The organism is Bacillus sp. FSL W8-0848, from assembly GCF_038007805.1.
Taxonomy (GTDB): Bacteria; Bacillota; Bacilli; order Bacillales; family Bacillaceae; genus Bacillus; species Bacillus glycinifermentans.
On record NZ_JBBOYB010000001.1, the window covers coordinates 597,653 to 612,500 of the forward strand.

Below are 14,848 nucleotides of genomic sequence, written 5' to 3' on the forward strand. Positions count from 1 at the left end.
GAAGACAATACTCTTATGGAGGCTACAATGGATACTTTAGCGTTAATCGTCAAACAAATCGCAAAAGAAACCGGGCTGACGTCCAAACATATCGGCAATGTCATTCAATTATTGGAGGACGGTAACACCGTTCCTTTTATCGCGAGATACCGCAAGGAACAAACGGGTTCCATGGATGAAGTGCAAATTCAAACGATTTCCGGGCGCTGGGGATATATTCAGCATCTGAATCAGCGGAAGGAAGAAGTGATCCGCCTGATTGACGAGCAGGACAAGCTGACGGATGAATTAAAGCTCAAAATCGAGAAGGCGGCAAAGCTGCAAGAGGTCGAAGACTTATACCGCCCTTATAAACAAAAAAGAAAAACGAAGGCAACTGTCGCCAAAAGCAAAGGGCTTGAACCGCTCGCTGATTTCATCATCTCTCTTCCAGAGAACAAAGACATTTCGGCAGAAGCAGAGCGATACATAAACGAGGAAAAAGAGGTGTTCAGCGCGGAAGAAGCGCTTGAAGGATCGAAAAACATTCTCGCCGAACGCATCTCCGACGAACCGGAATTCAGAAGATGGATCCGCCAGGAGACCTTTAAAAAAGGAACCTTGAAATCAGAAGTCAAAGATGCGGAAGCAGACGAAAAGAAAATTTACGAAATGTACTACGAATATGAAGAGCCGATCCAGAAAATCGTTCCCCATCGCGTGCTCGCCGTCAACAGAGGCGAAAAAGAGGGGATATTAAAGGTAGCGATCGAACCGCCGGCCGACCGCATTCAAGCTTATTTGGAAAAACAAATCCTCAAACAGAAGCAAACGACGGCGAAAGACGTGATAAAGGATGCGATCGAAGACGGATACAAGCGTCTGATCCAGCCGTCGATCGAAAGGGACATCAGAAAAGAGCTGACAGAGAAAGCGGAAGATCAGGCGATTCACATTTTTGCCGAGAATCTGCGCAAGCTGCTGCTTCAGCCGCCGATGAAAGGCAAGCTCGTCCTCGGCGTCGATCCGGCATTCCGTACAGGATGCAAGCTGGCGGTCGTCGATGAGACGGGGAAGGTCCTGAAAATCGACGTCATTTATCCGCACCCCCCGGTCAACAAGAAGGCGGCAGCCGCCGAAAAAGTGAAAAGCATCATCGAAGCATTCGGCATTGAAGTCATCGCCATCGGAAACGGCACAGCTTCACGGGAAACGGAGCAGTTTATCGCCGATCTTTTGAAAGATATCGACAGACAGGTATACTATCTAATCGTCAACGAAGCCGGGGCAAGCGTTTATTCCGCCTCAGAACTGGCGAGAGAGGAATTTCCGGATCTGCAGGTTGAAGAACGCAGCGCTGTTTCAATCGCGCGCAGGCTTCAAGACCCGCTGGCCGAGCTTGTCAAAATCGATCCGAAATCGGTCGGCGTCGGCCAGTATCAGCACGATGTCAGCCAGAAAAAATTAAACGACTCCCTCAGCTTTGTCGTCGAAACCGTCGTCAACAAGGTCGGCGTCAACGTCAACACGGCGTCTGCGGCGCTTTTGCAATATGTAGCTGGACTGACCAAATCGGTCGCGGGCAATATCGTCAAAAAACGGGAGGAAATCGGAAAATTCACAAGCCGGAAAGAATTAAAAGACATCCCGCGGCTCGGCGCGAAAACGTATGAGCAGTGCATCGGCTTTTTAAGGGTGCCTGACGGCGAAGAAGCGCTCGACCGCACCGGCATCCATCCGGAAAGCTACAAAGAAACGAGAGAGCTTTTGAAAAAGCTGAACCTGTCAACAGACCAGATCGGGTCTGCCGAGCTCCGGGCCAAACTAAAAGAACTGAATATATCGCAAACCGCCAAAGAGTTAGCGATCGGCGACATCACGCTGAAAGACATCTGCGACCAGCTGACAAGGCCTGAGCGCGATCCGAGGGATGAAGTGCCAAAGCCTCTCCTGAAAACCGACGTGCTCAAGCTGGAGGATTTAAAAGAAGGCATGGAACTCCAGGGAACGGTCCGCAATGTCGTGGACTTCGGCGCCTTCGTCGACATCGGCGTCAAACAAGACGGGCTCGTGCACATTTCAAAGCTCAGCAGCTCTTTCGTCAAGCATCCCCTTGACGTCGTATCGGTCGGCGACATTGTCACGGTTTGGGTGGAGCATGCAGATGCGGCAAAAGGAAGGGTGTCATTATCGATGGTAAAAGAAAAATAGCACTGCTCCTTTAGCAGTGTTTTTTTCTGTAAAAATACCAGCATTGATTCAGCAATTTAATCTGATAATGATCTTTTTCATAAAAGGCTTTTTGCATCTGGTTTTTGAGCCAATTCGGCATTGACAATCCCTCCTAAAGGCTCTGATGATATTAGCTTATGCGGGCGGGATTTTGTCCCGTTCGATATTTTTAAAAATGAGGTGAAGACAAAGAGTGGACGATCATCAAGTACAGCAGCTGACCGAACAGATTTCCATGACGTATTTTAAAAAGCCATTCCGGCACCGGGCCTACTTCAACAGCCGCCTGAAAACGACAGGAGGCAGATATTTGCTCAACTCCCACGATATCGAGCTGAACAAAAAATATTTGGCAGAGCACGGCCAAAAAGAGCTTGAAGGCATCATCAAGCACGAGCTGTGCCATTACCACCTTCACCTTGAAGGAAAAGGCTACAGGCACCGCGACAAAGATTTCAGAGCGCTCTTAAAGGAAGTCGGCGCTCCGAGATTTTGCACGCCGCTGAGCGCGAAAAAACAAACGAGAAACGTGCGCACATACATGTGCACATCGTGCGGCCAAACCTTTTTAAGAAAGCGTTCCATGGACACAAACCGATATGTTTGCGGCAAATGCGGAGGGAAAATAAAAGAAATGATAAAAAAGGGTTGACTGATCAGGCTTGTATATGATAAATTATAAAAGCCGTCGCAAGACAGGCAGTGAAACAAAATGTTTTTCTTGACACAATTTGTCGTCATATTTATAATAAAATGAGTCTGGTCATTCCACAGTAGCTCAGTGGTAGAGCTATCGGCTGTTAACCGATCGGTCGCAGGTTCGAATCCTGCCTGTGGAGCCATATGGAGAAGTACTCAAGTGGCTGAAGAGGCGCCCCTGCTAAGGGTGTAGGTCGCGTAAGCGGCGCGAGGGTTCAAATCCCTCCTTCTCCGCCATTGAAGAATATGACGCTGAATACACATATGGCCCGTTGGTCAAGTGGTTAAGACACCGCCCTTTCACGGCGGTAACACGGGTTCGAATCCCGTACGGGTCATTTCTCATATCTGTTGGGCTATAGCCAAGCGGTAAGGCAACGGACTTTGACTCCGTCATTCGTTGGTTCGAATCCAGCTAGCCCAGCCATATATGAGCCATTAGCTCAGTTGGTAGAGCATCTGACTTTTAATCAGAGGGTCGAAGGTTCGAGTCCTTCATGGCTCACCATGTCACATAAGCGGGTGTGGCGGAATTGGCAGACGCGCTAGACTTAGGATCTAGTGTCTTTACGGCGTGGGGGTTCGAGTCCCTTCACCCGCACTTTACAACTTCATCATGCGGTCGTGGCGGAATGGCAGACGCGCTAGGTTGAGGGCCTAGTGGGTGAATAACCCGTGGAGGTTCAAGTCCTCTCGGCCGCATCCTAATAATACCAAGGGTTAACCACCTTTGGTATTATTTTTTTATGCAGAAAATGCGGCTATGGGAGAAAGCTTGCTCTATGCTGGCTATTCGGAATTTAATGCGGTTATTTACTAATCTGTATATGTTATGCTTTAATGGTAAGTGGTGAAAATATTACCCATAGCTGCCATTTGACTGCATATTCTTTCATTAAACAATAAAAAACGGTGATGAAAATTGAAAATAGGCAGGGTACCCGTTTTTAGGTACATTTATGAAAAAGGAGCATAACGATGTTAAAAAGGTTTTCTCTTGTTTTTCTTACACTGATTATGTCTATATTTGTTGTACTGGCGGCTGCGAAAAATTCCTTTGGAGATCATGCCGTTTCATTTGATGAGCCTATTATCTTAATGATATCGATTGGAATAGTTGTATTTCTATTCATCCCTCCATTAGCCATGTCCTTTTTTGGCAACTTGGTTGTAAGAATCATATCCGGAGTATATCAATGTTTTATAGTTTTAACTTTTATGGTGCTAATTCCAATTGGATTTCTAATTCCCAATGGCTTTTTGACGATTCTTGTTTCTATTGCAGGAACTTTAGTCAGTATAACAAGTGTTGCAGTAACCTTATTAATTGGCGGAAATAAAGAAGTTAAACCATAATAATATAGTTGATTTTTTTGAACTGTCCCTGTCAAGTTGACAGTAATCATAAAACAAGGTGAGAAGGTTTATCAAATTTAGAGGAAAAAGGCCTTCCATTGATCAGCGACACCAACATGATGGTGATAAAATGCTTTTGATATTGTTTGCTCGTTTATCAGAAAAGCAACAGCCTTAAATGCTTTTCTTGGCTCCACCATTTTATTTTTCATTCTTTATCATCTTTTGCTCGATATTCAGCTTCAGTTTTTTATACAACATTTAAAAGCAGGCATATGCCTGCTTTTTTAAGTGATTGCTTTTCAGATGTTTGAAAGTCGTTTATTACGATGTAATCATTCTTCCGGATGTTTGAAAATCGTTTATTGACGATGTAATCATTCTTCCGGATGTTTGAAAATCGTTTATTGACGATGTAATCATTCTTCCGGATGTTTGAAAATCGTTTATTGACGATGTAATCATTCTTCCGGAGGTTTGAAATTCATTGATCGATGATGTAATCATTCTTCCGGCGATTTGGTAAGAGTCGGAGGGGGTAGCAAATTTAGCCGAAATCGCTGTTGATGCGGCCAAAGAGAATAAAGCAATACCGAGTAGAATTTTGTTTTTCATAAAAATCAACTCCCCTTTTTATTCATATGCATTGCCTGAATCGTTTTTCGGTAAAATTGGACTGATTCGTCAAGTTTACCAATTTTATTATAATATTCTGCCGCGTCGAAAGCCAATTCCTCAACATCTGCATACAGGCCTTTATCTTCAAGATATTTGAATTCCTCCTCTGCAGAATCATGATCAAGATAGATTTTTCTCAATATGTTAAGCTGGGCTTCATGGGATTTGTCATTGACAGACCTGGCTTGTTCAATACCTTGTTCATAAAGGTTTAGGGCCTCTGTATAATTTTCTTGTTTTAAACAGACATACATGAGCTGAAATAAAGCTTTAGGGATATATCGGGAATTTTCTTTTTTAAATATTGATAAAGACTTTAATATATGTTCATATGATTCAGAAAATTGCTTCAAATAAAAATAACAGTTCCCCAAATTAAAATAAGCCGACGCTAACAAGAGGTTACTATCCGTTTTCTTTGCTTCAAGTAAAGCGGATTGCAAGGTTGTTAAGGCGTCTTTATATTTCATGGTATCAACTTGATTTCCGGCTATCACGAAGTAACAATATATTTCTTTTTCTATCAAGGTCTCATGAGCTTTGAATGTATCGAGCGCCATTGTGGCATAATTCATGGATATGTAGTTTTGTCTAAGGTGATAATAAATTTCCGATAGCTTATAATAAAACTCGGCTTTTTCTTCTTCGCTGTCAACTGATGCCAATTTTTTTTCGGCGATTTTGTAACAGGTTATGGCCGTATTGAAATTGTGCTGCTTAAATTCGTACATCCCTTTAAAAAACCAATAGTAGTAGTGGATCATTTCATCAACTTGTGTGTTTTGCATGTCCTCTTTCTTGGTTTCAATACTCGATAATGAATCAGAGATGTCTATTGCGTCGTTTGGCTTCATGTCTTTTAACATGAGATTGTGACGGAAATCAATTAAAGAGTAATACAACAATACTGTTTGATTTTCTTCCATTTCTTCAAGCTCTTGTTGAATTTCGGCTTTAATAAATTCTGCATCTGTGACTTGGTTTCGGCGTATCATCGAATACCAATCATTGATTTTTATAGCAACATTCTCTGATGGAATTTTTTGCTTCATGATGCAAACCCCTTTCATAATCAAGACGTTCTCTGTATCCATTTATTGCATATGTTAACACATTTCCTCAGTTTCGAGAATAAAAAAGAAAAGTTTGTGTGCCGCAATAGAAGGTTTTGATAGAATGGCTGGTTGGGATTCACGTGCCAATAATTCAAGTCTCTCGGCGATATCATTGCAATACCAGGGATTTACAATCCCTTGGTATTTTTTATTTTGCTTTCATATTTTTTTACTCATTTAAACGTTCTCTTTAAACATCTATTGTCGTCTTTACAGAAGCATATCCAAGCCTTTCTTTTATTGTTGCATAACCTTCACCCCTTAATCTATTGATCAAATTGATGATAGGAGAATAAAAACAATACCGTCATGTCAAAAATAAATTTGACATGACACCGATTAGTGTCCTATAATCAAGACACCAATTGGTGTCCAATTAAGGGGAGGAGGATTTTGAACGAGAACAATCAAGAGCGCGATATTTATGGAGCTGTCGCTGACCCAACAAGACGCAAATTGCTGCGTTTGTTGGCTGACGCGGAAGAATTGCCACTCAAAGAGCTGACCGTTCATTTTGACATGGGCCGTACTGCTGTTTCGAAGCATTTGGCAATCCTTAAAGATGCAGGTCTCGTCATCAGCAGAAAGGCCGGCAGAGAAACGCGCTATCGGCTGAATGCTGCCCCATTGAAAGAAATTGAGGAGTGGGTATCGTTTTACAGGAAATTCTGGAGCGAAAGAATGTTGCTTTTAGACCAAATACTACAGGAGGAACAAAAAAAATGAGTTTAACGGTATCACAAGATTTTCATTATAAGAGCCCGATCGAGAAAGTATGGCATGCCTTAACGGATGCAAATACGCTTGCAAAATGGATCATGCCTAATGATTTTAAGCCTGTCGTCGGACATAAATTTCAGTTCCGGAATGAACAGTGGAATTTAGTTATTGACTCTGAAGTTCTTGAAGTAGACGAGCCTTACAAGTTATCTTATACTTGGGCAGGCGGCGGGATAAACACGACAGTCACATGGACATTAAAGCACGAGGATGGAACAACCTGCCTACATCTTGAACAAACAGGATTCGAAAAAGAAGATCAAGCGTTTAAAGGTGCGACATATGGCTGGGCGAGAATGGGCGAAGAACTTAAGAAATTGTTAGCGGAAATGTAATATAGCTAACGCATAGGAAAAAGCAAACTGCTTGGAAAGAGGGTGTTCCTTGATGACAAATAGCGGAATGAATCCTAAGGTTGATGAATTTTTAAGTAAAGCTGCAAAGTGGAAGGAAGAATATGAGAAGCTAAGAAATATCGTTCTTGACTGTGGGCTGACTGAGGAATTTAAGTGGATGCACCCTTGTTACACGTTTAATAATAAAAACATCGTTTTAATACATGGATTTAAAGAATATTGTGCGCTTCTGTTTCACAAAGGCGCCTTGTTAAAGGACCCCAATGGGATTCTCATCCAACAAACGGAGAATGTACAAGCGGCGCGCCAGATTCGGTTCACCAACGTTCAGGAAATAGCTGAAATGGAAACCATCTTGAAAGCCTATATTAATGAAGCCATTGAAGTTGAAAAAGCCGGTTTGGAAGTAGATTTTAAAAAGGATGCAGAATTCACTATTCCTGAAGAACTTCAACATAAATTCGATGAAATCCCTGCTTTGAAAACCGCTTTTGAAGCATTGACCCCGGGACGGCAAAGAGCTTACATTCTTTATTTTTCTCAAGCCAAACAATCCAAAACCCGGGTCTCAAGGATTGAAAAATATGTGCAGAAAATTCTCGAAGGCAAAGGATTAAATGATTAGTATATCCGATGAGAAAATTGAAATAGATAAAGTTAGAGGCGTAGACAATGTGTTTACTCCTCTATTTTTTTGATGTTATGAAAAGTTGCCATACCCGCAGCAGCGTTTTATTTGCAGTGGTTAAAAAAGAGCAGGGGCATAAAAAGCAGGGGGTGAAAAAATCATCCACCTCTTTTTATCGTACGTATTGCAACAAATATAAATAGGCAAAAAGAGGCAATTGGAATAAAAAAGTGCACCTTAAAGACTGAAATAAAACAGGCCAACAGTATGGTGATAAAAAGTAAATTTCAATTTATGATAAGTTTCGCTCCCTAAAAATTGGATAAGGAGCATATTCCCTTTTCTCAAGCTGAAGGGGGTTGAGCAGTCAAGCAGCAGATCAAGAAGAGGAGGGTGGTACACGAACGAGAAAACCGGCATTTGTGCATCATATCATTTTAATATTTTAATAATTTTTTAAAAGAAATTGATGAAATTTAAGAAAATGGAGATTATGCTATGTACAAAAAATTTGGAATCTCTTTATTGCTTGCTTTATTAATTGTTTCAGCTTTCTCGCAGACGGCATCTGCTCATACAGTGAATCCGGTGAACCAAAATGCCCAGTCGACAACGAAGGAGCTGATGAATTGGCTTGCTCATCTGCCGAACCGATCGGAAAATCGCGTACTGTCAGGTGCATTCGGCGGATATTCTAATGCGACGTTTTCTATGAAAGAAGCCAATCGAATCAAAGATGCTACAGGGCAGTCATCTGCCGTGTATGCTTGTGATTATTCGAGAGGATGGCTGGAGACAGCTCATATTGCCGATGCGATCGACTATGGCTGTAACAGCGATCTAATCTCTCATTGGAAGAGCGGAGGCATACCTCAGATCAGCATGCATCTTCCTAATCCTGCGTTTCAATCCGGCAATTACAAAACAAAGATCTCAAGCAGTCAGTATGAAAAAATCTTAGACTCATCAACCACAGAAGGCAAACGATTGGATGCTGTACTGAGCAAGGTTGCAGATGGCCTTCAGCAGTTAAAAAATGAAGGCGTTCCAGTTCTTTTCAGACCTCTTCACGAAATGAACGGAGAATGGTTCTGGTGGGGGCTTACCGGCTATAACCAAAAGGATAGCGAGCGAATATCACTATACAAACAGCTTTACCAAAAAATCTATCATTATATGACCGATACAAGAGGATTGGACAACTTGATTTGGGTTTATGCACCAGACGCCAACCGCGACTTTAAGACAGACTTTTATCCTGGGGATTCATATGTTGATATTGTCGGATTAGACGCGTATTTCTCAGATGCTTATTCGATCAAAGGATATGACGAGTTAACGGCGCTTAATAAGCCATTTGCCTTTACAGAAGTCGGTCCGCAAACAACAAACGGCAGCCTGGATTATTCTCAATTTATCAATGCAGTTAAACAAAAATATCCGAAAACCATTTATTTCTTAGCTTGGGATGAGGGGTGGAGCCCTGCGGCTAATCAGGGTGCCTTTAATCTCTATAATGACAGTTGGACGCTGAATAAGGGAGAGCTATGGGAAGGCAGCTCACTTACACCGGCAGCCGAATAAACGCTGCCCTAATATAACCATGAAGAAAGAGCGTTTCTTCATGGTTTTTCTTTTGGTAGAAGACATACAGGGAAATATATCATTGACTAATCATTGAAGACGGGTCTCGAGACTTGACAAAATGAAGAGCCGGTTTGGTAAGTCTGATTTTAATTACCGGCCTTTAAGCTAACCGCATCAAAGGAATACCAGGGGTGTAATTCATGGTGTTTTTTTATCCCTGAAGTTTACTCCACCTGTTATAAAATAATCCGACTTACTCAGCAGTTTTTGTTTGTTTATTAGGAAAGAGACGACCATAAACATCTATTGTGGCATGTCCGCGTTTGTCTGGTTTCACTTTGATGAAATCGATATGAGGATCCAGCAGGGATATTGATTGTTTTTCAGCTTCACCAAATCTTAAGAATTCTTAAGATTTTTTATGCCTCTTTCTTCATGTTTTAAATGTAAAGTATGATTATAAATTCAAAACAAATGGAGAGATTAAATATGAAGCGTCTGTCTTTCTTATTTCAATATATCGTTCATCCAAGAGCTGTCGGTGCCGTCCTTCCCAGTTCAAGGTTTCTTGGAGATAAAATGATGGAAACAATCAATTTTCAGAAAGCTGAATACATTGTCGAATATGGACCTGGTACAGGCGTATTTACAGAAAAACTGCTTGAAAAGCGAAACCCGAAGACGATCGTTTTATTAGTGGAAAACAATAAAGAATTTCATTTATTGTTGAAAGAAAAATTTAAAGGGGAAAAGAATGTATTCAATGTATATGGATCTGCCGAAAATATTGGCGGGTATTTAAAGGAGCATTGTATTCCTTATGCAGACTACGTTGTTTCCGGCCTCCCTTTTGCAAGTTTGCCAAAAAGCGTTTCAGTCAACATTTTATTAAATACCGCCAAAATCTTAAAAAAGGATGGACAATTCATTACGTTCCAATACACTAAGTTTAAAAAGACGTTTATTGAACAGTTTTTTGCCAAAATAGATATAAAAAGAGAGTTTAGAAATTTGCCGCCGGCTTATGTCTTTAGCTGCTCGAAGTAACTAATACGGAGGAATCATATGGAGTCTAACGTTCTGATTGTTGATGATGACAAAGATATCAGAAACCTTATTTCTGTTTATTTGGAAAATGAAGGTCTGTGCACCCAAAAAGCTGAAAATGCGATTGAAGCTTTAAAACTATTGGAACAAAGAGAGTTTGACCTCATGATTTTGGATATTATGATGCCTGACATGGATGGAATTGAAGCGTGTATGAAGATAAGGCAAGAACGAACTCTGCCTATTATCATGCTTTCTGCAAAATCGGAAGATATGGATAAAATTCAAGGGCTTGCTTCCGGTGCCGATGATTACTTATCAAAGCCGTTCAATCCGTTGGAATTAATCGCCAGGGTCAAATCTCAATTAAGAAGGTATAAAAATACAATAATGATGCCAACAACACTAAGAACGTCATTGAAATTGGCGATTTGACCATAAATACAGATACACGGCAAGTGTGGGTGCGGGGGAAGGAAGTAAGGCTTACTCCGAAAGAGTTTGATATACTTGAATTCCTTTGTGTAAACAAGGGGATTGTTCTTAGTGTCGAAAAAATATATGAAGCTGTATGGAAGGAAGACTTTTTTAAATCGGATAATACTGTGATGGTGCATATTACAAAAATTAGAGAAAAAATCGAAGAAGATCCCAAGCATCCTATTTACATTAAAACGGTTTGGGGAACAGGGTATAAAATATGAGAACGTTTGGGAATAAGCTGATTGTAAAGCTTCTTGGAGTGATAGCAATCAGTTTTGTTGTTTCATTCGGTATGATGATCCTGATTATTTTATCTATTGTGTATCTATATAAAATACATTACCTTACAGATTTTAGCCTTCGCAGCAGCTATTTTATGATATTGCTTCAGTATTTAGCAGCTATTTTTTCCTTTATTGCAGTCTTTTTGTTAATGGTACGGAAAAAAATATTATATTTGAAACTCATTACTGAGAGTGTTCACCATATTGCAAATGGAAAACTCGGCTTGACAATCAGGCTTGAGAGCTGGGATGAATTGACCCGGCTTGCACAAAATATCAATCATATGTCCAAAGAATTAGAGAATAAGTTTGAACATGAAAGACAATTAGAAAAGGCGAAAAATGAACTTATCACAAATGTATCTCATGATTTAAGGACACCATTAACATCGATTATCGGATATTTGGATTTACTAAAAAACGAACAATACGGCAGTAAAGCACAATTTCAGGAATACGTTGAAGCGATTTATTCAAAATCGCAAAGGCTCAAATACCTGATTGATGAACTGTTTGAATATACTCATTTATCAAGCCCGGACGTTAAGTTAAGCCTTAATGAAGCAGACTTGTCAGGTTTATTGGAACAAATTGTCGGAGAATATATTCCGATTTTTGAAAAGGAACGATTAAGCGTTCTAAAATCAATTACGGAAGAAAATGTTCCTGTTTTAATGGATATAGAAAAGATGGTTCGTGTATATGATAATCTCTTTATGAATGCGGTAAAATACAGTATGAAACCGTCTGAATTATTAATAAGCCTTGAAGTAATCGGCGACAAAGCGATCTTGAAAGTATCAAACAAAGTTGATAAATTTCCGGCTAACGATATAAACAAATTATTTGAACGATTTTTCAAGGGTGATATGGCGAGAACAGATAATCAAGGAACCGGACTTGGACTTGCCATTTCAAAAAGAATTGTTGAACTTCATCATGGTCATATCTATGCCGAATATAAAGATGGTTGGTTGAGCTTTATTGTTGAACATCCGATCCGTATATAAGGGCTTATGGGATGAAACGTTCCATAAGCTTTTTAAACTTAAGAATCCTTAAGAATTTTAAGGGGTGTTCCTTCATTCCCATTGCTTATCATGTATGTAACGAAAGCGAAGAGAGTGAAGGAATTGAAAAAGAAAGTAGTTATTGCAGCTTTATGGGTTTTGGCCATTTATCTATTAAAGCATTTTCATTTGCTGCCAGTCGATATGGGCGGGTTAAAGGAATTTATATCTGGAAATACAAAAGATGCAATGTTGCTGTTTAGTGCTCTGTGGATCGTTAGGCTTCTCTTTCTTATTCCAGGTTCAACTCTCATGTTGTTAGGGGGAATATGCTTCGAACCGATGCTTGGTTTTTTATTATCAATGACGGGCATGGTTGTGAGCGAAACGCTGGTTTATATTTTCTCAAAAATGTTTTTCCGTGAAAAAATCGATCGATTTTTAGAGAGTAAACATTCAGATTTAAAAACTTCATTGGAGACTTACAATTATAAATTTTTGGCACTGGGAATAATTTGTCCGATAGCCCCAACAGATGCAATTTGTTTTTTATCGGCAGCGGTTGGGTTAAAGTATTCTGCTTACATTATCACCATCATGATCTCGAATATCCCATTCATGATATTATATAGCTTTTTAGGAATAAGCTTTAGCAAGTCTTTAGCGGGTATCGTCTTAGTTATCGTATCGTTTGTTTTGATTGCTGTTGTATCCATAAAAATTTGGAACAGTCTTAAGCAGGAGCAAAGAACATAGCGCTCATATTCATAAAAGCTTAAATGAATCGAGCCGGCATAACACCTATGATTTTCAATTACAATGTCGACTTAGGTCCTTTCTTAAAAAGAAACATGCCGATCTTCGCTGGTAAAGTAGCGGTTAGCAATCCCTGAATTACAAGTCTTCGGCGGTCATCAGGAGTTAGGTGAAGAGTTGCTTCATCACCTGAAACTTTAGTAAACAATTCAATATCTTCTGCGCCTATTTTTAAAGACAATTTTATTCCTCCTTAATTTAGATTCTTTTTCTGATCTAGCAAGTAGCTTTTAATTTAAATGAGACATATATTCAAATGCTGTTGTTCCATATACGCTTTTAAAATGTTTATTTAAATGGGTTAAATCGACAAAACCGCATTCAGCTACTGCTGCATAAACATCCCTTTGCTTTTCTATTAACTGCTTCGCACGTTCTATCTTGCAGTTAAGAAAGTATTGATATGGCGAAATTCCGGTATGGGATTTGAATAATCTGATAAACTGAAACTTGGATAAATGAAGCTCTTTACATATCTCATCAAGTTTAAGTACATTTTCTAAGTTGGAATGAAGCATATCCTTTGCTTTTCGAATGATGGCGCTATCTTTCTTACAGTCTGTGGAAAGATTAGTTTGAATAAGGCTATCTGTAAGAGATAAGAGTAATTCACTGCACAACGCTTCATCTTTTCCGTTTAATATTGCAGAAGAAAGACATAATATCCTTTGTTTAAGTTTATAATCATATACAATAGGGTTTGAAAAACGTACCATATCCTTTTTCTCAATAACATCTAATAGCAATTGCGGCTCAATATATAGCATCACATAATCAAGCCCTGATTCATCATATGCCATTCCATCATGTGCCTGTTCCGGGTTAAAAAGCATAACACCATTTTGATATGATAATTGTAAGCTGCCATCTAAGGTATACTTTTGAATGCTATTGCATACTCCTTGTGAGAGTGTTTTTTATATGTAAAATCAGTAAAGCTTGCTGACAGTGCAGTAATACCTGCCGATTTTTTATAGATGAATTTGTCCATTTCATCACCTCTTGATAACTTACCTTATCCATATCATGATGCCGGCATAAACTAAAAATAATGCCATCATTACATTAACAAATTTTTTATGCCTCTGTAATAACCTCTTGAAAATGGTGCCGAACAGAACCCATGCAGCAAATGCTAAAAATCCAATGAGAGTGATAGCGAAGACACTTATGATCACTGCAGGCACTGACGTCTCATTTTCCATAACAAAGCTGGGGATTACAGTCATTGTAAACAGCACCACCTTTGGATTCAAAAATTGCATAAGGAAGCCTGACCAAAAGGTGCCAGTCTGGTTTACAGTTGGTTTTGATGCATCCATTTTGTAAATTTGATAAGCGAGATACAGCATATAAAGGCTTCCGGTGATCTGCATAACGATTAAAATTTTGGGGAGTATCGTTACCAGCATAGCAGAAATAACAAGTAATAAACCAAAAGCGATAGTTGCTCCATACGTATATTCCATTGCTTTTTTTGTCCCCAAATGATTCACCGTGGATAATATGACAATGTTAGTAGGCCCCGGTGTAAAAGTAATAATAAAACAGTATATTAAAAAAGATGAAATATTCATGAGATTACTCCAAGGTATTCTCACATGATTATATTTCATGAAATTAAATGGCATATAGTATGTTATTGCAGGGCTTTATAAAAGGAGCTCTAGTGAGTGAAGATCCATCAATGAAAGACATTAATAATTGCTTGCTGCGGCTCATGGGGAAGAGTTAAAGCAGGGGATATTGACGGGGTTTTGCAGCTGAAAATAAGCCTTCACTTTACCTCAGGGCCTAG

General features: G+C 39.7%; 15 protein-coding genes, 7 tRNA genes and 3 pseudogenes. 18 read left to right on the top strand and 7 right to left on the bottom strand.

Translation table 11 applies throughout. From position 1 onward, the window contains the following. Positions 1–27 precede the first annotated feature (27 nt). Entirely contained in the window at positions 28–2,190 is a 2,163-nt protein-coding gene (locus NSQ39_RS03055) for a Tex family protein (protein WP_175077520.1), read from the top strand. A 10-nt stretch (positions 2,191–2,200) separates the two neighbouring features. Here the strand turns inward: NSQ39_RS03055 and cmpA are convergent, their stop codons facing one another. After that, entirely contained in the window at positions 2,201–2,311 is a 111-nt protein-coding gene (gene cmpA / locus NSQ39_RS03060) for a cortex morphogenetic protein CmpA (RefSeq protein ID WP_006638790.1), read from the bottom strand. A 93-nt stretch (positions 2,312–2,404) separates the two neighbouring features. Between cmpA and NSQ39_RS03065 the strand changes: the two genes are divergently transcribed. The 9 genes from NSQ39_RS03065 to NSQ39_RS03105 all read left to right on the top strand — a co-directional run bounded on the left by NSQ39_RS03065 (position 2,405) and on the right by NSQ39_RS03105 (position 4,266). After that, positions 2,405–2,863 (top strand): SprT family protein, encoded by a 459-nt coding sequence (locus NSQ39_RS03065; RefSeq protein ID WP_046132190.1) that lies wholly within the window; start codon positions 2,405–2,407, stop codon positions 2,861–2,863. A 115-nt stretch (positions 2,864–2,978) separates the two neighbouring features. After that, positions 2,979–3,053: transfer RNA gene (locus NSQ39_RS03070), tRNA-Asn, on the top strand. A 3-nt stretch (positions 3,054–3,056) separates the two neighbouring features. Beyond that, a tRNA-Ser gene (locus NSQ39_RS03075) sits at positions 3,057–3,147 on the top strand. Positions 3,148–3,176: 29 nt separating this feature from the next. Further along, positions 3,177–3,248: transfer RNA gene (locus tag NSQ39_RS03080), tRNA-Glu, on the top strand. A gap of 14 nt (positions 3,249–3,262) precedes the next feature. Next, positions 3,263–3,337: transfer RNA gene (locus tag NSQ39_RS03085), tRNA-Gln, on the top strand. Positions 3,338–3,342: 5 nt separating this feature from the next. Then, positions 3,343–3,418: transfer RNA gene (locus NSQ39_RS03090), tRNA-Lys, on the top strand. Between the two features lie 10 nt (positions 3,419–3,428). Further along, a tRNA-Leu gene (locus tag NSQ39_RS03095) sits at positions 3,429–3,511 on the top strand. A gap of 17 nt (positions 3,512–3,528) precedes the next feature. After that, positions 3,529–3,612: transfer RNA gene (locus NSQ39_RS03100), tRNA-Leu, on the top strand. A gap of 276 nt (positions 3,613–3,888) precedes the next feature. After that, complete coding sequence (locus NSQ39_RS03105) at positions 3,889–4,266, top strand: hypothetical protein (RefSeq protein ID WP_175077223.1); 378 nt, start codon at positions 3,889–3,891, stop codon at positions 4,264–4,266. Between the two features lie 77 nt (positions 4,267–4,343). On the opposite strand, the gene NSQ39_RS03110 is transcribed toward NSQ39_RS03105, so the two are convergent. The 3 genes from NSQ39_RS03110 to NSQ39_RS03120 all read right to left on the bottom strand — a co-directional run bounded on the left by NSQ39_RS03110 (position 4,344) and on the right by NSQ39_RS03120 (position 5,996). Further along, a complete protein-coding gene (locus NSQ39_RS03110) occupies positions 4,344–4,478 on the bottom strand; it encodes a hypothetical protein (protein ID WP_272901904.1) in 135 nt (44 codons plus the stop codon). 112 nt (positions 4,479–4,590) lie between these two features. Next, the gene (locus NSQ39_RS03115; protein WP_341014160.1) at positions 4,591–4,881 is read right to left on the bottom strand and encodes a hypothetical protein; all 291 of its coding nucleotides are present in this window, start codon (positions 4,879–4,881) and stop codon (positions 4,591–4,593) included. Between the two features lie 5 nt (positions 4,882–4,886). Then, positions 4,887–5,996: a Rap family tetratricopeptide repeat protein gene (locus NSQ39_RS03120; protein ID WP_175077224.1), complete on the bottom strand. Its 1,110-nt coding sequence runs from the start codon at positions 5,994–5,996 to the stop codon at positions 4,887–4,889. Between the two features lie 456 nt (positions 5,997–6,452). Between NSQ39_RS03120 and NSQ39_RS03125 the strand changes: the two genes are divergently transcribed. The 8 genes and pseudogenes from NSQ39_RS03125 to NSQ39_RS03160 all read left to right on the top strand — a co-directional run bounded on the left by NSQ39_RS03125 (position 6,453) and on the right by NSQ39_RS03160 (position 12,990). Next, entirely contained in the window at positions 6,453–6,785 is a 333-nt protein-coding gene (locus tag NSQ39_RS03125; protein ID WP_046132186.1) for an ArsR/SmtB family transcription factor, read from the top strand. Then, complete coding sequence (locus tag NSQ39_RS03130) at positions 6,782–7,174, top strand: SRPBCC family protein (RefSeq protein ID WP_175077225.1); 393 nt, start codon at positions 6,782–6,784, stop codon at positions 7,172–7,174. Before NSQ39_RS03125 ends, NSQ39_RS03130 begins: the two co-directional genes overlap by 4 nt. A 52-nt stretch (positions 7,175–7,226) precedes the next feature. After that, positions 7,227–7,820: a YdeI/OmpD-associated family protein gene (locus tag NSQ39_RS03135; protein WP_175077226.1), complete on the top strand. Its 594-nt coding sequence runs from the start codon at positions 7,227–7,229 to the stop codon at positions 7,818–7,820. Positions 7,821–8,321: 501 nt separating this feature from the next. Further along, a complete protein-coding gene (locus NSQ39_RS03140) occupies positions 8,322–9,407 on the top strand; it encodes a glycoside hydrolase family 26 protein (RefSeq protein WP_175077227.1) in 1,086 nt (361 codons plus the stop codon). Between the two features lie 492 nt (positions 9,408–9,899). After that, positions 9,900–10,457, top strand: coding sequence for a class I SAM-dependent methyltransferase (locus NSQ39_RS03145; protein WP_175077228.1), 558 nt, complete (start codon positions 9,900–9,902; stop codon positions 10,455–10,457). An 18-nt stretch (positions 10,458–10,475) separates the two neighbouring features. Beyond that, positions 10,476–11,161: pseudogene (locus NSQ39_RS03150) on the top strand (response regulator transcription factor). Further along, positions 11,158–12,234, top strand: coding sequence for a sensor histidine kinase (locus NSQ39_RS03155; protein WP_175077229.1), 1,077 nt, complete (start codon positions 11,158–11,160; stop codon positions 12,232–12,234). Before NSQ39_RS03150 ends, NSQ39_RS03155 begins: the two are co-directional and overlap by 4 nt. 123 nt (positions 12,235–12,357) lie before the next feature. Continuing rightward, the gene (locus NSQ39_RS03160) at positions 12,358–12,990 is read left to right on the top strand and encodes a TVP38/TMEM64 family protein (RefSeq protein ID WP_236809858.1); all 633 of its coding nucleotides are present in this window, start codon (positions 12,358–12,360) and stop codon (positions 12,988–12,990) included. A gap of 97 nt (positions 12,991–13,087) precedes the next feature. On the opposite strand, the pseudogene NSQ39_RS03165 reads toward NSQ39_RS03160, so the two are convergent. The 3 genes and pseudogenes from NSQ39_RS03165 to NSQ39_RS03175 form a co-directional block, all read right to left on the bottom strand. After that, positions 13,088–13,231, bottom strand: a pseudogene (locus NSQ39_RS03165) (enoyl-CoA hydratase); the annotation flags it as partial. A 49-nt stretch (positions 13,232–13,280) separates the two neighbouring features. Then, positions 13,281–14,041 (bottom strand): annotated as a pseudogene (locus NSQ39_RS03170) (helix-turn-helix domain-containing protein). A 19-nt stretch (positions 14,042–14,060) separates the two neighbouring features. Further along, entirely contained in the window at positions 14,061–14,627 is a 567-nt protein-coding gene (locus NSQ39_RS03175; RefSeq protein ID WP_175077230.1) for a LysE family translocator, read from the bottom strand. Between the last annotated feature and the right edge of the window lie 221 nt (positions 14,628–14,848).

What these genes read in the sequence shown, in the direction of transcription:
- NSQ39_RS03140 (WP_175077227.1), top strand. Translation starts at nt 8,322, where the DNA reads ATGTACAAAAAATTTGGAATCTCTTTATTGCTTGCTTTATTAATTGTT.
- NSQ39_RS03145 (WP_175077228.1), top strand. Translation starts at nt 9,900, where the DNA reads ATGAAGCGTCTGTCTTTCTTATTTCAATATATCGTTCATCCAAGAGCT.
- NSQ39_RS03135 (WP_175077226.1), top strand. Translation starts at nt 7,227, where the DNA reads ATGACAAATAGCGGAATGAATCCTAAGGTTGATGAATTTTTAAGTAAA.
- NSQ39_RS03120 (WP_175077224.1), bottom strand. Translation starts at nt 5,996, where the DNA reads ATGAAGCAAAAAATTCCATCAGAGAATGTTGCTATAAAAATCAATGAT.
- NSQ39_RS03055 (WP_175077520.1), top strand. Translation starts at nt 28, where the DNA reads ATGGATACTTTAGCGTTAATCGTCAAACAAATCGCAAAAGAAACCGGG.
- NSQ39_RS03175 (WP_175077230.1), bottom strand. Translation starts at nt 14,627, where the DNA reads ATGAATATTTCATCTTTTTTAATATACTGTTTTATTATTACTTTTACA.
- NSQ39_RS03130 (WP_175077225.1), top strand. Translation starts at nt 6,782, where the DNA reads ATGAGTTTAACGGTATCACAAGATTTTCATTATAAGAGCCCGATCGAG.
- NSQ39_RS03115 (WP_341014160.1), bottom strand. Translation starts at nt 4,881, where the DNA reads ATGAAAAACAAAATTCTACTCGGTATTGCTTTATTCTCTTTGGCCGCA.
- NSQ39_RS03105 (WP_175077223.1), top strand. Translation starts at nt 3,889, where the DNA reads ATGTTAAAAAGGTTTTCTCTTGTTTTTCTTACACTGATTATGTCTATA.
- NSQ39_RS03110 (WP_272901904.1), bottom strand. Translation starts at nt 4,478, where the DNA reads ATGAAAAATAAAATGGTGGAGCCAAGAAAAGCATTTAAGGCTGTTGCT.
- cmpA (WP_006638790.1), bottom strand. Translation starts at nt 2,311, where the DNA reads ATGCCGAATTGGCTCAAAAACCAGATGCAAAAAGCCTTTTATGAAAAA.
- NSQ39_RS03155 (WP_175077229.1), top strand. Translation starts at nt 11,158, where the DNA reads ATGAGAACGTTTGGGAATAAGCTGATTGTAAAGCTTCTTGGAGTGATA.